This window comes from Synechococcus sp. A15-24, from assembly GCF_014280195.1.
Classification (GTDB): domain Bacteria; phylum Cyanobacteriota; class Cyanobacteriia; order PCC-6307; family Cyanobiaceae; genus Parasynechococcus.
In genome coordinates this window covers 614,661-632,747 of the sequence record NZ_CP047960.1, presented here as the reverse complement: position 1 = coordinate 632,747, position 18,087 = coordinate 614,661, and the positions used below count along the sequence as shown (strand labels likewise).

Here is an 18,087-nt window from a genome sequence, read left to right as displayed (position 1 = left end):
TCTTCTGGGCGAAGCGTGGAGAATGCGATCAATAAATCTTGGTAGAACGTACTCTCGGGAGGCTCGAGTAGAAGCGCCTCCGTCAACGATCCCAAGACCTGAATCAATCTGAAATGATGTGGCCATGGTGTTTTCGAGAGAAGTTTTGGATGGGTGCTGGAGTCGTACTTACTCGACAGTCACATTGGTGACTCTCTGAGATTGAGGGGCCTCGGCAGATGGCTGAGCATCATCAATGTTCGTTGGCTCAACCCGTTCGGATTTAGCCTCTTCAACCAGGTCTACAAATGATTCAGCGACTTCAGCGGCATTCTTAGCGACACCCTTGGCAACTTTCCCTGCAACGCCTGCTGCAACAAGACCAACCTTGACACCACCTTTGGCCATTGTGCGACCAGCCTGCCCCATTGAATCGCCAAGTTCTTGATTACCCATCTTGCGAACTACCGGAGCTAATGCCATCAAGGCAGCACCCGCGCCAAAAGCCGCAAGGGTTTCTAGCTCGAACATAGTGTCATGGAAGTTCAAGAAATAATAACTCAAAATTCTTGAAACCTCCGACGACATCCCCGATACAATGGCGTTCTAAGACGAAGACAATGCCTTGATCCTCTTGGTCAGCGCAGATAGGTATACGGCGATACATCAATGGTTGCAAGATTTTTTCTTGAACCAGACAAGAGATTGTCAAATCAAGCTGTATGACCTTTCAGGTGAGTTCAATTTAGATCACGCGCAGCTCACGGCGAGCAACAATTGTATTATTCAATACTTCGACCATATCAGTGTTCTCAAGCAGCTTTGGAAGCAGCTCAATCCTCACGCTAGTGAGTGGTGGCAACTGCTCGACATTGCCTCTAAACAATCAACCGAGCTCCCTCCAATACCTGGAATCGAAGATTTAACCAAATTAATCTTCTTCTCAGAAGCACTGGAGAGTGCTCAAATGGGGACAATTTTGATCGCAATCCTGCCAACGCCATTGCATGCACTGAAAATCCTGGGCATGGCGCAAAAGGGTCCAGCCTTGATCGACCAATTGCTTGAGCCGTTGCTCAACTGGTGGGACAAAACGCGCCAAACACTCTCGACAGTCGAAAAAATACTACGCCTACGCTTGCCCTCGTCACAACAGTTGCGTCTTAACGACGCCTGGAAAAGCCGCTTACATCTCCTACAAAAAACGATCTCTGATCGTAGCAATCATCATTTCACATTAATTCTTGACGGCAAGAACTACAAGCCTGCGCAGCTAAGGAATCGGCTTAGCATTGCTGGAATGCACCGTGCAATACCTCATATTCTAATAGTCGAGGAGGCAAGTACTGAAGCCAATGTTGAACTCGAGAATGAATGCCGACAGGGACCAATAATGATCAACAAATCAATCGCAGTTCCCGCTTTAGTTGAAGAAGCCAAAACAAATGATGAGAAGAGAGCAAGCAATCGCATCGAGGAGTGGGATACAGAGAAACTTTGCGCAAAAATATTCTTGCCGGGTGTGACAAAGGCTAATTTAAAAATCGAACAAGTCGACGCAAGCATACATTTGATATTCAATGGGTATTGCCGAAGTATTGCATTGCCAACAGAGTTCGTTTCCAAGCAATGTGAGCGTGCTCAAATCGCTCTAGGATGGCTTACTCTATGGTTCAGTCACAACTGACAGCTCAGTTGACGATACTGGTCTCCAACCAAGCCACCAAGCTAGTAAGAAAAAAGGTGTTCCTGGAAGAATTGGAAGAATCCAGCCAAGTATTGCTATTACGATCATGGACTGAGCTGTCCAACCTTTAGCCTTATCGATCAATAAATCCGTCTTGGACGGTGGAAGCAAGGGTCCCTGACAATTGCCAATTGCTAAGAAATCACCTATCCACGTAGTGATCTGAGAAAAGAGTGAATGATCAGCAGCTTCATCAAAATGGATCACACAACCAGAATTGCCCGAAACCGGTCGAAAACGACATGTGGGAAACACAAAAAAAAATGAACATTCCATGAAATGCATGTCATAGAATGTTAATTTTTTTTGCCAACAAAATCTTACGCGCCCAAAAATACGGTGTTTAACTGTAACTCGCAAGCCTTAAGCCTTTGGTGATGCGGTTTTGGTTTTCGGTGCCGCCATGTCGGCTTTGGCTTCAGCAAGGATGTCGCCGAAGCTTTCACCAACTTCATTAATGCCAGACTTTACGCCAGAAAAGAGTCCAGACACCTTGCCACCCACGAAGAGGCCGACCTTAAGGCCTTGTTTTGTAAGGCCGCGGCCAGCACCTGCAACAGATTTCGTGATGGAACTTTCTTTCCCGGCAGCAGCTGCTACAACAGGAGTAAGTGCGACGAGCCCAGCGCCCAAGCCAAAGGCAACGAGATACTCGAGTTCAAACATGACAAAATTTGGTTCATCAGCAGAATTTTAAAGATGATCTGGTTTTTGGGAAGTGCTCATTACAGCAACCCTCCGAAATGATTGCAAATGCACACAAATTGACGTGCGCCGGGCTGGTCCCTCACACGTCAACTCACTTTAGTTGCCAATGAAAATATGATAGAGAGGACTGTTGAGGCAAACAGAAATGATGAAAGACAGTGAATAATGACAACACGCCTGACGGAAGAATCCTTAATACCACAATCAGTCATTGAATAGGTAAGGCCTATTGAATAAGATATGTACAAAAAATCGCTAAATGTAGGCTCTGCCCCTTCAAATACAAATCCTTTTTGATCCTCGGATTCAACAAGAACATCCGGGTTCATGTCAAAGTACTTCTTCGCGTAGTAGAGTGCAAACCCATTGTGCAGCTGAAACCAGGTTAAAAAAAGAGCAATGAAACTTATAAAGATGTGAAGGCTATTTGGCAAAACATCATTCTTGGAATGCAGTTCGGCAATACAAAAACTCAAGATACCTACACTTAGGAAGACAAGGGCTATAGTCCTCACAGCAACAGAGGACTCTTTGGCATTGAATTGCTGAAAGATTTCCCTCGTTTCATTGATTCCAATTAGCCATGACTGCTTGATCAAGATCAAAAAGTCAAGTAAAAGCGAAAATGTGATCGCAACAGTAATCACTTCCTTAGTTGCCAAGACTGGCGAAAAGAGGACACTCACCACGGCTCCAACCAAAAGAGCCCGTAAGAGTCGGTATCGGTCAGTCAACTTTCTTTTCAACATAATTCAGACCTCTTGGTTTATTGAGACAATTTTTTGATTTCCAATAAGTTGGGAATGCATTTTTGGAATCGCCAAGGATTTAATGATCATCGAAAGTAATACGGCGCCGCAAACAATATCCGCTGAGAAGTTAAAAGCATTTTCTGGAAAAATTTCAGCAATCTCGAGACCGAAAGTTCCCTCCAGCAGTTCTGGTGCTGTAACAGCTAAAGCCATTGAAATAGCACCCTTCGGACTCCACAGCGACAACAGCTGACGTTCTTCCGGCTTTGCGGCAGAGCCTTTGAAAAAGAGGTTGACTGTAATTGGCCTGATAATGATGATTCCAAGCCAGACGTAGATCGCCACTGGCAGATGAGCAATAAAGGAAGTGGCCTCAAGTCCAAGACCAATCGCAAAGAAGAGGATCGCTTCAGAAGCGATATTGAGAGTTTCCAATTCTTCTGCGAGAAATTCTATTTCTTCATCGGTTGAGCTTTTTCGGTAAGCCAGAGAAGTAACAATACCCATCACTAGCGCACAAAGATATCCGCCCTGGTGCGTGATTGAAAAAGATACCACGTAACCAATTAGAGTGAACGCAACAGCAACTAAAACAAGCTGAGGTTTGGAAGTAATTACATGACGAATCGTTAGCATCAAAAGGTAACCGAGGACTATTCCTGCAACTGATCCAACCAATATTCCCTGGAAAATCGATATAAACATCTGCGAACTACCCATAAACTGATATTCAGGATGAATAGCGAGCCAAATAAGGACAAGAATTTCAGCAATTGCCACTGAAATTGAGGCTGATATGGCAGTTTCTATTTTAAATATGTTAGACAAAGTTGATCGGAAATCTTTTATTCTTTTGGAAACAAACATAAAAGAATTCCAATCTTGTACCGCAATGCAAAAAATTACAGAAACTACTACCAGACTGATCAATTCTTGATTTACTCCCTCTAAATAGCCAAAAGCACTCTGAAAAAAACCAAATCCTATCAACAAATAAAAAAGCCAAAACAACATGCTCAGCAATGTTCCGAATAAAGCCAAATTTATAGAGCTAGCTAGAACTTTACTTTCCCTCAAAAGCGAACGATCAAAAGAAAGCCCGCTGAAGAACAATAAAATGCATAAAGCTACAACATGAAGTTCTTCTATCGGAAAAGATTCAAAACTAAACCCCGAAACATGGGAAAAAAGACCGGCAAAAAATAAGAAAATGGATCCCGGGATGCCAAGCTTGACGCCAAGTTTTTCAAACAAGATGCTGACCAGTATCAGCAAAGAGAGCGATAGGAGTGCCGCAGGAAAGGAAAAGTGGAGAGCAGGTAAGCTTTGAAGAATTTCACCAGCAGTCTCAACTTCCGCAGCTGGCTTTGTAAAAGCTAAAATCAACAGATTTGCAAGACTGGAGATCATCGATCTTTCATATGTAATTTTATTATGACGAAAAGTTTGGGAATGTCCCGCAAAAATGTCAGGGTTCGCTGACCAAAACCTTCCCTTTTATCGATTTTGGCGATGATGAAATAGATAGCGAAGTTAACCTAATGACCAAATCAGATTACGTAGATTCTAATTCAGATCAAAAATTAAGTGATCCGACTGAGATCATTGAAGAATTAAAACGCGGTTTTGGTCGCTTCTTGAACAATAGTTCTCACCACCCCCATGCAACTCAAGCACGTCGTCACGAACTTGCGGGGGGGCAGCACCCACAAGTCGCTTTACTGGCATGTTCTGATTCAAGAGTTCCGGTTGAAGTGATCTTCGATGCAGGTTTCGGAGATCTCTTTGTGATCCGCAATGCAGGAAATACAAACACTTTTGGAGCGGCTGGATCGATAGAGTACGCCGTTCTTGATCTCAATGTTCGTGTCCTCCTTGTGATGAGTCATCAAGGTTGCGGTGCAGTAAAAGCAGCATTTCTCAAAGAACAGATGTTCTCAGCTTCATTAACAGAGCTCGTTAGCGACATAAAGCTTGGACTAACCAACCACGGCATCGACATCGATAACGACGACTCCTACGCCGATGCCTGTCTCCAACATGCCGTTATCACATCCAAATCTTTGATGGAATCAAGCGAATCGATTCACACTGCAGTTAAAGAAAAAAAATTGATGATTCAGCCGGCCTTCCTCCATATTGACCCTCTTGATATTTCTTGGTTGGACCCGATCTACGGCGACAACTGAGCCGACAGCAGCACTGCTTCTGGCGCAATCCACATCGCATCTCCGTAAGAAAAAAATCGATACTGCTCTCGAACCGCCTCGGCATACAACCGCAACAATTTTTCTCGTCCGATAAGCGCACTGACCAACAACAACAGCGAGCTTTTCGGGAGGTGGAAGTTGGTGATCAGGCCTTGTACCACCGTAAAGCGATAGCCCGGTTGAATCACAAGGTTGACGGGCCCGGTGAAGGGTTGGAGCACTCCACCGTTGTGTTGAGCCGCACCCTCCAGGGCCCTCACACTGGTGGTACCCACGGCAATCACACGGCCGCGACATCGCTGAATGGCCTCCACCACCGCCGCACTCACCTCGATCCACTCACTGTGAAGCTCCAGTTTGGTCAGATCATCCGTCTCCAAAGGACGGAAGGTGCCCAGTCCCACATGCAGGGTGATCCTGGCCAGCTCGACTCCTTTGCGCTGGAGGCCTGCTAGCAGTTCATCGCTGAAATGCAGGCCCGCCGTCGGAGCCGCAACGGCTCCCGGTCGATCGGCGTAGCGAGTCTGATAGCGCTCGACATCGTCGGGTTCATGCCGGTCGATGTAAGGGGGGAGCGGAACCTCGCCCCACTGATTCAGCAGCGTTTCGATCGTCTCCGCATCACGGCAGTCCGTCGGGAACTGAACCAAACGCCCGCCACTGGCTGCGTCGTCCGCCAACACCGTCAGGCCGATGGACGTGCCATCAATCGTCAGCACGTCGCCGGGCCGCATGCGTTTCGCCGGCCGCGCCAGGCAGAGCCAACGCCCCTCACCGCGGGGCTCGAGCACCAACAGCTCCGACAACCCACCACCGGAGCGACGCACCTTCAACCGTGCCTTGAGCACACGGGTGTCGTTCACCACCAGAAGGTCGCCGGGTTGCAACTCCTCCAGCAGATCCCAGACCACCCCATGCCGGGCAGCCTCGAGGGCTTGCGTCGCCGGGGGCACCATCAACAAACGGGCACTGTGGCGTGGCTCGGCTGGTACCTGGGCGATGCGCTCGTGCGGAAGCCGAAAGTCGTAGCTGCTCAGCTGAAGGTCCCTGGGATCGGACACCCCGATCAGAGCGCCAGGCTCTCGGGGCGATGTTCGATCAACTCCGCCAGATCCTTCAAGAAGGCGGCACCATCAGCGCCGTAAATCACCCGATGATCAGCGGTGAGGTTCACCTGCATCTGCCGTTTCACGGCGATGGAACCATCCTTGCCCGCTACCACGGTGGGGCGGGAGGCTGCCACCGCCAGGATCGCTCCGGTACCGGGGGGAAGAATCGCATCGAAGCGGTCCACACCGAACATGCCCAGGTTCGAGAGGGTGAAGGTTCCGGTGCTGTATTCCTCAGGCTGCAGCTGCTTGCTGCGGGACCGCTTCACCAGATCCTTCCACTGGCGCGACATCTCGTAGAGATCCGTGCGGTCGGCGTTGCGCAGCACCGGAGTGATCAAGCCGCCGTCTTCCATGGCCACAGCAATGGCCACGTTCACTTCAGAGGGGTAGGTCATGCCTGCCGCAGTAGTGGCAGCATTCACTTGGGGATGGCGAGCCAGGGTGACGGCGACGGCCTTGGCCAGCAGCGCCGTCATCGTGACGCCTTTGGGTTTCACCAGCTTAGAGAACGCATCCAGCTTGTCGGTGGTGATGGTGTACCCGACACGGAAACACGGCACAGCAAGGCTGGCCTCCATGTTCCGGTTCACTGCACCCTGAAGGGTGTTGAAGGCCACGGTGTCTCCAGGACGCCCGAAGCTGTTGCCCGCCGGAGCACTGGAGGCTGCCGCCGCCGGGGCTGCGCTGGCGGCAACAGCAGCTGCGGTGCCCTCGGCAACCCGGGGCACAGAGATGGGCTGACCGCCGGCTTGTTCCACGTCCTCAGCCTGAATGCGGCCGTGGGGGCCGCTGCCGCGCACGGTGCTGAGGTCCACGCCCATCTGGGAGGCCAACTTCTTGGCGCGAGGGCTGGCCACCACCCGTCCGTTCGCCACTGGCGCTGCAGCGGCAGCCACCGGTGCCGGAGCCGCTGGGGCCGAAGTGGGAGCTGGTGTCGGAGCCGGAGCCTGCACAGCTGCGGGTGCCGGTGTGGAGGCAGGGGCTGAGGCGGCGGGCGCAGCACTGGGGGCCTTGGCCTTGGCATCAGCGATCTCTGCCTCGGTCTCCACGATCAAGCCGATCGTTTCACCCACGGGCGCTGTGCTGCCTGCCGGCATCAGCACTGCAGCGAGATAGCCGTCCTGGAAGGACTCAACGTCCATGTCGGCCTTGTCGGACTCGACGACAAGCACCGACTCGCCCCGACCGACCTTGTCGCCCGGTTGCTTAAGCCATTCCACGATCTTGCCCTCAGTCATGGTGGAGCTGAGGGCAGGCATGAAGATGTCGTGGGTCGCCAAAACCGTCTCCGAGAGGGCAGATCAGGGGAGTTTACGAGTCAGCTGACACGCGAGTTCAGGCCTCTTCGATCGACTGGATCACGCCGTCCTTGACGACGATGGCAACCTGCATTTTCTGGACCAGGTTGTCGCCAACCTTGATCTCGCAGCTGCTCTCCAGCTGTCCCTGCTCCACAATCTGATCCATCTCCAGTTCACGCACCTGGGCCTGCTGCTGCAGCAGGTTGCGCTTCTGCTCCTCCAGCTCCGAACGCTTACCTGCCACCTGCTGCTGGATGTTGGCCACCTGCTCCTGCACGCGAGGATCGAGGGGATTGGCGCTCTGACGACGCACCTGGTCCACCACGGTCTGCCCTTCCTGCTCCAGCTGTGCCAACTGCTGATCAGCGTTGGCAATGCCGTTACTGATCTCACGTTCAGCCTCTTCCTTCCAGGTGGGCGTCACCACAGCACGCACCGTGATCGGACGCTTGATCGTGAGGATGGTGCCGTCAGACATGGGGCTGAAGAAGATGCCGACAGCGTCTCAGTGCTCTGCTCCTGGGTCAATCACCGGGGAACCGAACGTGGTTCAACGGCCATAGATCCGCTCGATCACAGCAGCATCACGCCGGCTGATGCGATCGCGCCGTTGTTTCAGGGTCTGGGTCAGGAGACCGTTCTCGATGCTGAACGGCTCCACCAGACCAACACCGCACAGGCGCTCATCACCGCGGGATCCAGGCCGCAACCCCAGCACACGGTTGCACTCCCGCATCAGCAGGTTCAGCAGTGCTGAATCACCAGGTCGCCCGCCGAGGTCCTCCGCCACGGACAGGCCCTGCTCTCTGGCCCAGGCCCGGATCGGTTCCACCCGAGGAACGAGCAGCGCCCCGAGCTGACGTTCGTCCTGACCCACCAGCATTACCTGCTCGATCAGCGGACTGGCCACCAGGGCTTCCTCCAAGGGACCCGGTTCGATGTTCTCGCCACTGCTCAACACAATGGTGTCCTTGGCCCGACCGGTGAGCGCCACCGAACCATCGGGCAGCAGCATGCCCAAATCACCGGTGTCGAACCAGCCGTCGGCGCTGAGCACCTTGGCACTCGCCTCCGGTTTGCCCAGATAGCCCCCCATCACCTGAGGGCCGCGCACCAGAACCCTGCCCCGTTCCCGGAAACCAAGTGCTGCACCGGATTCTTGATCAACGATGCGAAACTCCGTGTCCGGCATCGGTAGGCCGGAACTGCCGCGGATGTTGCGCCAGGGCCTGCGGCAGCTCACCACCGGACTGGTCTCCGTGAGGCCATACCCCACCAGCAGCTCGATGCCCACCGCCTCGAAGAACGCATCGATGTGGGGTGCAATGGCACCACCACCGCTGATCGGATAAGCCAGCTGGCCACCACTGAGCTGCAGCCGCAGTTTCGGCCAGATCAAGGCTGACGCCAGGGCATGCAGGGGCCAGCGCAGAGCGGCAACAGCTGCAGCTGCCATGCGGCCGCTTATGCTCAACGGTTGGAGCAGCAGATTTCGAGTCGTTCGCACAGCCTTGCGCTGAGCCGCGCTGTTGGCCAGGGCAGCCCGCAGCAGCCGCTGACGGGACGGCGGGAAGGTTTTCAGCACATCCTCGAAACCCGCCTGCACCGACTCCCACAACCGCGGCACGGTGGCCATGGCAATCGGTCGCACCCGTGGCAGGTCCTTCTTCAGCTGTTTGATCGTGGTGTAGGTCTGCGTGCAGGCGCAGGAGAAGAAGTAGTAGCTGGCGCTGCGTTCGTAGGCATGCCAGATCGGCAGCACGCTCAACACCGGTGCACCCGGCTGGGGATGAGCCACACAGGCCAGGGACTGCATCTGATGCAGCAGGTTGGCGTGCGTAAGGGGGACGCCCTTGGGCTGACCGGTGGTGCCGGAGGTGTACAGAACGGTGGCGATGGCCGTGCGACCGCTCGTCGGTGTCACGGTCTGCTGCCCGGCCCCGGAGGCGAGGAATGCCTCCCAACCGAACACTCCATGCTCCGGTTCCCCCTCCAGCTGCAGCACCAATCGAAGACCTTGGCGCTGGGACGCCGTCAGGTCCAGGCGACGCCAGAGATCGGCGTTCTGCACCACCAGGGCCGTCGCATTGCAGTCGTCAAGGATGTAGCGAAGTTCCTCAACCGGGGCCGAGGCGCCGCGCACCGCATCGGCGGCCCCGCAACGCATCAGGCCCTGATCCGCCACCAGCCAGCGGGGGCTGTTTTCCGCAAACAGGGCCACCAAATCTCCCTCCTGCACCCCCTGGCGCTGAAAGGCAGCAGCCGCGGTGTCAATCCGCTGGGCCAGTTCGGCGAAGCTGAAACGCTCCGCATGGGCCGCATGGGGGGCATCAACGGCGGTGATGGTGCCGTGTCGTTCCGCCAGCCAAGGCCAGACCGCATCAACCCGCTCGAGCCCTTGAATGTGGCCATGGCGCTGCAGGGCCACCTGTTCACGGGCCGTGGGCATCCAGCTGGCGGTCATCCAACACCTGCAGTCGATGGCACAGGCCTATCACGCTTCATCGCACCAGGCCAGGTGGAAGCGGGCAGCCAAGGCATCCCGCAGCAGAGGCTGCACCTCCGCGAGGCGCAATCCAGGAATCCAATCCACCAGGCGCCCCACCGCTCGACCGCTGAGGCCACAGGGTGTGACCTGATCAAATCCAGCCAGATCGCAGTCGATATTCAGAGCCAGACCGTGCTGGGTGATCCAGCGGCGACAGCCCACACCAATGGCCGCCACCTTGCGGTTGTTCAGCCAGAGACCCGTCAGCCCCGGCAGGCGCTCTCCCCGCAGGTCGAGCTGCGCCAGGACATCGATCAGCACCTGCTCCAACTCGCGCAGATACCAGTGCAGATCAGGCTGACGCCGCCGCAGATCCAAGACGGGGTAGGCCACCAGCTGACCGGGCAGGTGGTGGGTCACCTCACCACCGCGATCGATCCGATGCAGCGGCGCCGGTGGTTGGTCCAGCGGGAAATGCAGATGCTCGCTGCTGGCCCCGCGGCCAAAGGTGTAACAGGCCTCGTGTTGCAGCAACCAGACCGCCTCCGGCAGGTGCGGCTGCTCCAGCAGACGCTGCTGCCAGTGGCGTTGATCGGCCCAGGCCTGCTCAAACGGCACGGCAGCGGTGGGCTCAACAAGAATTGCGGAGCCGGGGTGTGCCGAATCGACAGGCGTAACTAGTTTGCCGATATCAACCGGCACAGGAGCGAGGCATGAAGTTGCTGATCCATGGTCGCAACCTTGAGATCACGCCGGCCCTGAGGGACTACACCAAGACCAAACTCGAACGGGCCACCCACCATTTCGGCGATGCCGTCCGCGAGGCGGACGTGCACCTCTCCGTCGCCCGCAACCCCAGGGTTCCGCAACAGACCGCTGAAGTCACGGTGTTCGCCAATGGCACTGTGATTCGGGCCCAGGAACGCAGCGAAAACCTCTACGCCAGCATCGACCTGGCGGCCGGCAAGCTGGCGCGTCAGCTGCGGCGCTGGAAGGAGCGTCACAGCGATCACCACCACAGTCACGGCCATAGTGCAAGCAACACCCCCACCACCGATGCGGTCACCGATGACAGCCAGGTGGAAGGCTCGCTGCTGCAAGGCCGTGAACCCGAGCTTCCCGACCCCGGTGTTCGCCGTAAGTATTTCGCCATGCCGCCGATGAGCCTCGAGGAGGCCCGGCGACAACTGGATCTAATCGACCACGACTTCTATCTATTTCGCGACAAGGAGAGCGATCAACTGCAGGTGATTTACCGCCGGAACCATGGTGGTTATGGCGTGATCCAGGCTCGAGGCTGAGGTCGAAGACATCCATGGCTGACCCACGGCAGGATCAATCCGACCTGCCTTCCTGTCTGGACCAGGCGGTGCTGGACCCCCTGCTCACCGTGGAGCAGCTGCACGAACGCTGCGACGCCGGTCGTCAGGAGAGGGTGCGGGCGATCTGCACCAGCCTGCGTCAGTTGCCCTTGCTGCGGGAACGGCTGGGGGGCCAGGGAGGGCCGAAGCTGATCGCCGCCATCGGCTTTCCCTTTGGAGCCCTCCCCGCTGAACTGCGGCTGGCTGAGGCGACATGGGCGGCAGCCCATGGCGCTGACGAACTGGACGTAGTGCCGGATTTCAGTGCCTTGGTGGAGGGAGACAGCAGCGGCTTTGCCGAGGATCTAGCCGCCATAACCGGTTTGGGGCTGCCTGTGCGGGTGGTGCTGGACATGGCTCGGTTGCCGGAGGATCTCCTGGCGATCGCTGTGGAAGCCTCCATCGATGCCGACGCCGCAGGGCTACAGAGCGGCAATGGCTTTGGACCTCCCTGCCAGGCCGAGCAGGTGGCCGCCCTGTCAGGGTTGTGCCGCGGACGCTGCGCCATCAAGGCCGCCGGCGGGATCCACCACCCCGAGCTGGCCATGGATCTGCTTGAGGCCGGGGCAGCCCTGCTCGGCACCAGCAGCGCCCCCGAATTGCTGCAGGCACTCCGGCGACCGATCGCCTGAATGGCCGAACGCACCCTGGTGGGCTTAGCCCTGAAGGTGGGGCCACTCGGCGAGCACGATCGGCTGCTCAGCCTGCTCAGCGATGCGGAGGGGGTGACCCGCCTAGCAGTCCCGGGTGCCCGTCGGCCGGAGAGCAGCCTGGCCGCGGCGGCACCCCTGACCCTGCTGGAACTGCAGGTCGGCGGCCGCAGTGGTCTGGCCCGCGTTCGCCAGCTGCGGGTGCTCCACAGCCATGCCGGACTGGGCCGCCAGCTGGAGACCTTGTCCGCCGCTCAGGCCTTCTGTGATCTCTGTCTGCAGATGGGACGGGAGGATCCGGTGGAGGGATTGCTGGCCACACTCCAACTGCATCTGGAACGGCTGGACCAGCGCAGCGACTGCCTGGATGAGCTGCTGGCCAGCAGCGTGCAGGGGGCCATCCATCTGTTGACCCTGGGGGGATACAGCCTGCCGCTGCAGAGTTGTTGTCTCAGCGGCGCTCCACTGGAGCCTCCGATTGGGACGTGGGAGTGGCGCTGCAGCCTCCTGCCGATGGACGGCTTCGCCATTGATCGACAGCCTGGAGCGGCGATGACCCTCAATCCCTCGGAGCTGGCCTTGCTGCAACGGCTGACCCGTGCAGATCTACCGCGCCGCCGCGACGGGGAGCTGATGGGGCCACGCCCGGTTTGGTTGCGGTTGCTGGCCGTGGTCGAAATCTGGATCCGAACCCATCTGCAGCGGGGGAACCCTGCCCTGGCGATGCTGCGGGAATGCGTCACTGCGACGCAGGTAAGCCAACATGGCGCCGACGCAGGGAACAGTTGAGCGGATCTGCAACTAGCGCTCCAGACACCAGCCGGCGAGGTCTGCAGGCGGTGATCCGTCTGGATGGGTTCCGGCGGCTGTGGCTGGGGCAGATCTTCTCCCAGCTGGCGGACAAGTTCTACATCGTGTTGATGGTGTTCCTGATCGCCCAGTACTGGGTGAGCAGCGACCCCGCCAGCAGCGGTCCGCTGGCGGACGTGGCGTCAGCCATCCGCATGGACATCGAGACGCGGGCGGAACGCATCACGCTTCTGGCCACAGGCATCTACGTGGCCAACACGGTCCCCGCCATCCTGCTGGGGATGCTGGCCGGCGTCTGGGCGGATCGATGGCCGAAGCGCCGGGTGATGGTGGCCTCCAATGCCATGCGCGCCCTGCTGGTGCTGTTGGCACCGTTCTGCCTGGTGCCGGGCCCGTTGTTTCTCGGTTTGAGCTGGGGGTACTGGGCTCTGCTGGTGATGACCTTTTTCGAATCGGTGCTGACCCAGTTCTTCGCGCCGGCTGAGCAGGCTGCGATTCCACTCCTGGTGCCACGGGAGCTGCTGCTCGCGGCCAATTCCCTGTATCAAGCCACCAGCATGGCCGCCACGATCGTGGGGTTCGCCCTGGGGGAGCCGATTCTGCGGTTGCTCAACGGCGCCTTCCTCCAACTCGGTCTCGCCGGCGGTGAGTTCCTGCTGCTGCCATTCTGCTATGGCATGGCCGCGGTGAGTCTGAGCACGATCCAGATGCGGGAAGCCCCAAGGGAAACGGGGGATGTCAGCATCCTTGAAGAAGTCCGCGAGGGCCTGCAGGTGTTGGTGAAGCGACCCACGGTGCGCCGGGCGATGCGCAATCTGGTGTTGCTCTATAGCCTGCTGGCGGCCATGTACGTGCTGGCCATCAGCCTGGCAGGCTCGATCAACAGTCTTGGCCCCACCGGATTCGGCAGCCTGCTGGCCATGAGCGGCCTCGGCATGGCCATCGGAGCCGTGGTCACCGCCCAGGTCGGTCACCGGATCAGCCGTCATCACCTCGGTGCCACCGGTCTGGCCACCATCACCTTTGCCCTGGTGATGCTGGGGCAGTTGCAGGGTCGACTGCTGATCACCCTGTTGCTCTGCACCATCCTTGGCATCGGGGCGGCACTGGTGGCAATCCCAGCCCAGACCACCCTGCAGGAGGACACACCGGAGCGGGAGCGCGGCAGGGTGTTCGGACTGCAAAACAACCTGATCAACATCGCCCTGAGCCTGCCGCTCGTGCTGGCAGGCACCCTGGTGAGCAGCGTCGGGCTGGAACCGGTCCTGCTGCTATTGGCGGCGATGGCCCTGCTGGCAGCGGTGCTCGAACGCCCCTGGAAGCGCTGCTAACTTGCCAGTCCGCCTGAGGAGGGCAGTCGCGCTTGGTGCAGATCGCCTGGCTGGGGAAGAAGTCACCGTTCTGCGGGAACGTCTCCTACGGCCTCAGCACCACCGAGGCGCTGCGTCAGCGGGGGCATCAGACCCACTTCATTCATTTCGACAATCCCCGCAATCCCGAGAGCCGCGGAACGTCGTTGCTGGCCAATGATCCGGACGTCAGCCTGCCGTATCTGGTCAAATCGCAGGTGTACACGATCCCCTCGCCAGGGGCACAGCGGGAGCTGCGGGACTCCCTGGAGCGGCTGAAGCCGGACATCGTTCACGCCAGCCTCACCCTCTCCCCCCTCGATTTCCGCCTGCCGGACCTTTGTCAACAACTTGGGGTGCCCCTGGTGGCCACCTTTCATCCCCCTTTTGATGCGGGACTGCGCAACATCACCGCCGGCACCCAGCAGCTCACCTATCAGCTCTATGCCCCGGCCCTGGCCCGCTACGACCGGGTAATCGTGTTCTCCCAGCTCCAGGCCGACGTGCTGGTCCGCCTTGGTGTGCCGGAGCAGCGCCTGGTGGTGATCCCCAATGGAGTAGACACGGAATGCTGGGCCCCTGCCACCCCAGGCACCAGCAATCTAACCCTCAAACGGGTGAGGGAGCGGCTGGGTTCGCAGAGGATCTTCCTCTACATGGGACGGCTGGCCACCGAGAAAAATGTCGAAGCGCTGTTGCGGGCCTGGCGGCTCACCTCACCAATCGGTTGCCGACTGGTGATCGTCGGCGATGGCCCCCTCTGCAGCGGACTGATGAACCAGTTCGGCAATGGAGAGGTGCTGTGGTGGGGCTATGAGCCCGATCTGGAAACCCGTGTGGCGCTGCTGCAGTGCGCCGAAGTCTTTGTGCTGCCCAGCCTCGTTGAGGGATTGTCCCTGGCATTGCTGGAGGCGATGGCCAGCGGCACCGCCTGCGTGGCCACTGATGCCGGCGCCGACGGCGAAGCACTGGAAGGGGGCGCGGGCATCGTTCTGAGCACCCAGGGGGTCACCACCCAACTACGCACCCTGTTGCCGGTGCTGCGGGATCAGCCGGTGCTCACCGCGGAGCTGGGGAGACGTGCCCGCCAGCGTGCCCTTGAGCGCTACACGATCAGCCGCAACATCGATGCGATCGAAGCGCTCTATGGATCCCTGGTCCGCCCCGACCAGAGGGCGGCCTGACTCAGGCGAGCTCGCGGCTGCGCTCGGCGGCAGCGATGACGGCCTCCATCAAGGCGGAACGGGCTCCCGCCCGTTCCAGGGCGCGCACCCCAGCGATGGTGGTGCCACCGGGGGACGTCACCATGTCTTTCAGCGTGGCGGGGTGCAACTGACGCTGATTAAGCAACGCAGCGGTTCCAGCCAGGGTGCGATGGGCCAGACGATGGGCCAGATCCCGCGGCAGGCCAGCCGCAACCGCACCATCCGCCATCGCTTCAGCCATCAGCGCCACAAACGCCGGGCCGGAAGAGGTGAGAGCAAGAAAGGCATCGAGCTTGTCTTCAGGCAACTCCAGCACCTCACTGACGCCGGCAAACAACTCACGAACCTGCAGGCGCTGCTCAGAGCTGATCGCCTCCCCCCAGGCCAGGGCCGTGAGCCCTTCCCCCACCAGCGCAGGGGTGTTCGGGACCGCGCGCACTACACGATGCCCGGGGAACAGGCGCTGCAAGCGGTCCAGGCTGACGCCGGCCAAAACGGACACCAACAGAGGCTTGTTTTCGGTGACAGGGGCCGCCGCGGCGATCCCATCGATCTGCTGGGGCTTGACGGCCAGCAACTGGATGGGCGCCATCCAGACCCGAGCTGCTTCAGCGCTGCCGGAGGACTGGATCGGGACCCCTGCAAAGGTCCCTTGTCGCAGACGCTCTGCAGTAGCGGCAGTGCCGACAACCGCCAACACCTGATCAGCCGGAAACGCCTTGCTACTCAACAGTGGTTCCACCAACGCCTGGGCCATGCGGCCCAGGCCGATCACACCGAGGGAAGGAACCACAAGACTCGAACTCAAAGAGCGGCGGCGCCCCAAGCTGGGGAAGGAGCAGCCGACGCTTCCTGCTGTTGCTCGGCTTCCGCATCACGGCTCACCACCGTGGGGGTGGTGGCTTCGTCGTGACTGGTGTTGGTCACGGTGACGCAGCTGGGGGCGAACAGGAAGATGCTTTCACCCACCCGCTCCTGGTGTCCGTCGATGGCGAAGGTGCCACCGGCCACGAAATCCACCGCGCGCTGGGCCTGATCCGGTTCCATCATCGTCAGGTTGAGGATGACGGTCTTGCGCTCACGCAGGGCCTGAATCGCCCGGGGCATTTCATCGAAGCTGCGGGGCTCCATCAGATTCACTTCAGCGGCGGCAGTGCTGATGCCAGGCATGCCGATCACATTGGACCCTGAAAAGTTGTCCCCCATGTCGAAAGGATTGCTGTCGCCGATGGTGGCCAAAGCCCCACCATCGGCCTGGCTGGCCCGCTGATCCGTTTCGGGTTGATCGTCCTCGTAGACCAGATCATCAAGATCGCCATCGAGATAGTCGTCACCAGCGACGACGGCACGCAGGCGGGAAATCAGCGACACCTTGAAACTCCTCTCGGGCTGAGACGTAAGGGGTAGTCCGCGCGTCGGGACAACCTTGTCCTTGAATAACGTTTCAGAGAGCTCTCAGCAAGTCATCCAGCCTGAGGTGGTGCTGACGGCCGGGGGCCAAAGAGCACGGACCCCAGACGCAGCCAGGTGCTGCCCGCCTCAGCCGCCTCTTGCCAATCGCCGCTCATGCCCATCGAGCACTCGCTCAGCTCCAACTGATCGGCCAGTTCCCGGCACTCCTGAAACAAGGCCCGACGATCATCTGCGTCGCAGCCCATCGGCGCCATGGTCATCAGTCCGACGACCGTCATCGATGGCAACGCAGCAAGTTCTGTCCAAGCAGACAGCAGCTCATGGCGCAGGAAGCCGCCCTTGTTGGCATCAGGCCGTAGCTTTACCTGCAGCAGCACCTCCGGTCGCTGCTCTTCCTCGCCGGCAATCCGGGATACCCGCTGCGCCAGAGGCAAGGAATCGACGGAATGAATCACCGGAAAGGCACGCACCACCGATCGCACCTTGTTGCTCTGCAGCCGCCCGATGAAATGCCATTGCAGGGCCAGGTCCGCCAACTGCTCTTGCTTGGGCAGCGCCTCTTGCAGCCGGCTCTCGCCAAAGGCTCGCTGACCGCTGGCCGCCAGCTCACGAATCGCCTCGGCGGGGTGCCCCTTGCTGACGGCCAGCAGCTGTGCCGTGGCCGGCAGCGCCGCCTGCAGAGCGGTCCAGCGATCAGAGAGGAGGCCTGGCAAGGCTCAGCCGTCAGATGAAGGTTTGATCAAACAGCTGCCGCCAATTCTCCAGTTCCTCGGAGCCGGCGCGCTGGCAGCGCTGCAGATTGACATCGGCATGATGACGGGCATCGCCGTAGGGAATCACCTCGAACTGGGCTCCACGGGGCTGCAAGGTCACTAGGAAGAACATGCGCTGGGCATACAACGTGGCGTAGATGTCCCGACCCTCACCGGCCGGTGCCACCCGATACAACATTCCGAATGTGGGGTGGTTGAGATAGCGCTCGGCAGCCATGGATGCAGCCTC

The 18,087-nt window shown here is 58.5% G+C and carries 20 protein-coding genes; 7 read left to right on the top strand and 13 right to left on the bottom strand.

Annotated features, from left to right (window positions below):
* Positions 1–168 precede the first annotated feature (168 nt).
* On the bottom strand, positions 169–567 hold the full coding sequence (locus SynA1524_RS03305) for a hypothetical protein (RefSeq protein WP_286188653.1): 399 nt from the start codon (positions 565–567) through the stop codon (positions 169–171).
* 37 nt (positions 568–604) lie between these two features.
* On the opposite strand from SynA1524_RS03305, the gene SynA1524_RS03300 reads away from it, so the two are divergent.
* Entirely contained in the window at positions 605–1,666 is a 1,062-nt protein-coding gene (locus SynA1524_RS03300) for a hypothetical protein (protein ID WP_186498935.1), read from the top strand.
* Between the two features lie 423 nt (positions 1,667–2,089).
* Here the strand turns inward: SynA1524_RS03300 and SynA1524_RS03295 are convergent, their stop codons facing one another.
* From SynA1524_RS03295 to SynA1524_RS03285, 3 genes are all read right to left on the bottom strand, one after another.
* Positions 2,090–2,392, bottom strand: a complete 303-nt coding sequence (locus SynA1524_RS03295; protein WP_186498934.1) for a DUF5132 domain-containing protein — start codon at positions 2,390–2,392, stop codon at positions 2,090–2,092.
* Positions 2,393–2,520: 128 nt separating this feature from the next.
* A complete protein-coding gene (locus SynA1524_RS03290) occupies positions 2,521–3,096 on the bottom strand; it encodes a DUF1345 domain-containing protein (protein WP_222930506.1) in 576 nt (191 codons plus the stop codon).
* A 90-nt stretch (positions 3,097–3,186) separates the two neighbouring features.
* Positions 3,187–4,596, bottom strand: coding sequence for a cation:proton antiporter domain-containing protein (locus SynA1524_RS03285; protein ID WP_186498932.1), 1,410 nt, complete (start codon positions 4,594–4,596; stop codon positions 3,187–3,189).
* Positions 4,597–4,727: 131 nt separating this feature from the next.
* On the opposite strand from SynA1524_RS03285, the gene SynA1524_RS03280 reads away from it, so the two are divergent.
* Positions 4,728–5,375, top strand: a complete 648-nt coding sequence (locus SynA1524_RS03280) for a carbonic anhydrase (RefSeq protein WP_186498931.1) — start codon at positions 4,728–4,730, stop codon at positions 5,373–5,375.
* On the opposite strand, the gene queA is transcribed toward SynA1524_RS03280, so the two are convergent.
* The 5 genes from queA to lipB all read right to left on the bottom strand — a co-directional run bounded on the left by queA (position 5,360) and on the right by lipB (position 10,999).
* Positions 5,360–6,457, bottom strand: a complete 1,098-nt coding sequence (queA, locus tag SynA1524_RS03275; protein ID WP_186498930.1) for a tRNA preQ1(34) S-adenosylmethionine ribosyltransferase-isomerase QueA — start codon at positions 6,455–6,457, stop codon at positions 5,360–5,362. The two genes, SynA1524_RS03280 and queA, sit on opposite strands and share 16 nt — an antisense overlap.
* 5 nt (positions 6,458–6,462) lie before the next feature.
* Positions 6,463–7,788 (bottom strand): dihydrolipoamide acetyltransferase family protein, encoded by a 1,326-nt coding sequence (locus SynA1524_RS03270; protein WP_186498929.1) that lies wholly within the window; start codon positions 7,786–7,788, stop codon positions 6,463–6,465.
* 55 nt (positions 7,789–7,843) lie between these two features.
* The gene (locus tag SynA1524_RS03265) at positions 7,844–8,287 is read right to left on the bottom strand and encodes a YlqD family protein (RefSeq protein WP_186498928.1); all 444 of its coding nucleotides are present in this window, start codon (positions 8,285–8,287) and stop codon (positions 7,844–7,846) included.
* Positions 8,288–8,359: 72 nt separating this feature from the next.
* The gene (locus SynA1524_RS03260; protein WP_186498927.1) at positions 8,360–10,273 is read right to left on the bottom strand and encodes an AMP-binding protein; all 1,914 of its coding nucleotides are present in this window, start codon (positions 10,271–10,273) and stop codon (positions 8,360–8,362) included.
* Positions 10,274–10,303: 30 nt separating this feature from the next.
* Positions 10,304–10,999, bottom strand: a complete 696-nt coding sequence (gene lipB / locus SynA1524_RS03255) for a lipoyl(octanoyl) transferase LipB (protein ID WP_186498926.1) — start codon at positions 10,997–10,999, stop codon at positions 10,304–10,306.
* 11 nt (positions 11,000–11,010) lie between these two features.
* Between lipB and hpf the strand changes: the two genes are divergently transcribed.
* The 5 genes from hpf to SynA1524_RS03230 are packed head-to-tail and all read left to right on the top strand — an operon-like array spanning position 11,011 to position 15,651.
* Complete coding sequence (hpf, locus tag SynA1524_RS03250) at positions 11,011–11,598, top strand: ribosome hibernation-promoting factor, HPF/YfiA family (RefSeq protein ID WP_186498925.1); 588 nt, start codon at positions 11,011–11,013, stop codon at positions 11,596–11,598.
* Positions 11,599–11,612: 14 nt separating this feature from the next.
* Complete coding sequence (locus SynA1524_RS03245; protein WP_186498924.1) at positions 11,613–12,290, top strand: deoxyribose-phosphate aldolase; 678 nt, start codon at positions 11,613–11,615, stop codon at positions 12,288–12,290.
* Complete coding sequence (recO, locus tag SynA1524_RS03240; protein ID WP_186498923.1) at positions 12,291–13,097, top strand: DNA repair protein RecO; 807 nt, start codon at positions 12,291–12,293, stop codon at positions 13,095–13,097. It begins immediately after the preceding gene.
* Positions 13,094–14,449 (top strand): MFS transporter, encoded by a 1,356-nt coding sequence (locus SynA1524_RS03235; RefSeq protein WP_502707902.1) that lies wholly within the window; start codon positions 13,094–13,096, stop codon positions 14,447–14,449. The genes recO and SynA1524_RS03235 overlap by 4 nt, the downstream gene beginning before the upstream one ends.
* A gap of 32 nt (positions 14,450–14,481) precedes the next feature.
* Complete coding sequence (locus tag SynA1524_RS03230; protein ID WP_186498921.1) at positions 14,482–15,651, top strand: glycosyltransferase family 4 protein; 1,170 nt, start codon at positions 14,482–14,484, stop codon at positions 15,649–15,651.
* A 1-nt stretch (position 15,652) separates the two neighbouring features.
* On the opposite strand, the gene proC is transcribed toward SynA1524_RS03230, so the two are convergent.
* From proC to SynA1524_RS03210, 4 genes are all read right to left on the bottom strand, one after another.
* Positions 15,653–16,480: a pyrroline-5-carboxylate reductase gene (gene proC, locus SynA1524_RS03225; RefSeq protein ID WP_186499476.1), complete on the bottom strand. Its 828-nt coding sequence runs from the start codon at positions 16,478–16,480 to the stop codon at positions 15,653–15,655.
* A complete protein-coding gene (locus SynA1524_RS03220; protein WP_186498920.1) occupies positions 16,477–17,043 on the bottom strand; it encodes a cell division protein SepF in 567 nt (188 codons plus the stop codon). The genes proC and SynA1524_RS03220 overlap by 4 nt, the downstream gene beginning before the upstream one ends.
* 92 nt (positions 17,044–17,135) lie before the next feature.
* On the bottom strand, positions 17,136–17,798 hold the full coding sequence (locus SynA1524_RS03215) for a YggS family pyridoxal phosphate-dependent enzyme (protein WP_186498919.1): 663 nt from the start codon (positions 17,796–17,798) through the stop codon (positions 17,136–17,138).
* 10 nt (positions 17,799–17,808) lie between these two features.
* A complete protein-coding gene (locus SynA1524_RS03210) occupies positions 17,809–18,075 on the bottom strand; it encodes a PipX family protein (protein ID WP_186483207.1) in 267 nt (88 codons plus the stop codon).
* Positions 18,076–18,087: the final 12 nt, after the last annotated feature.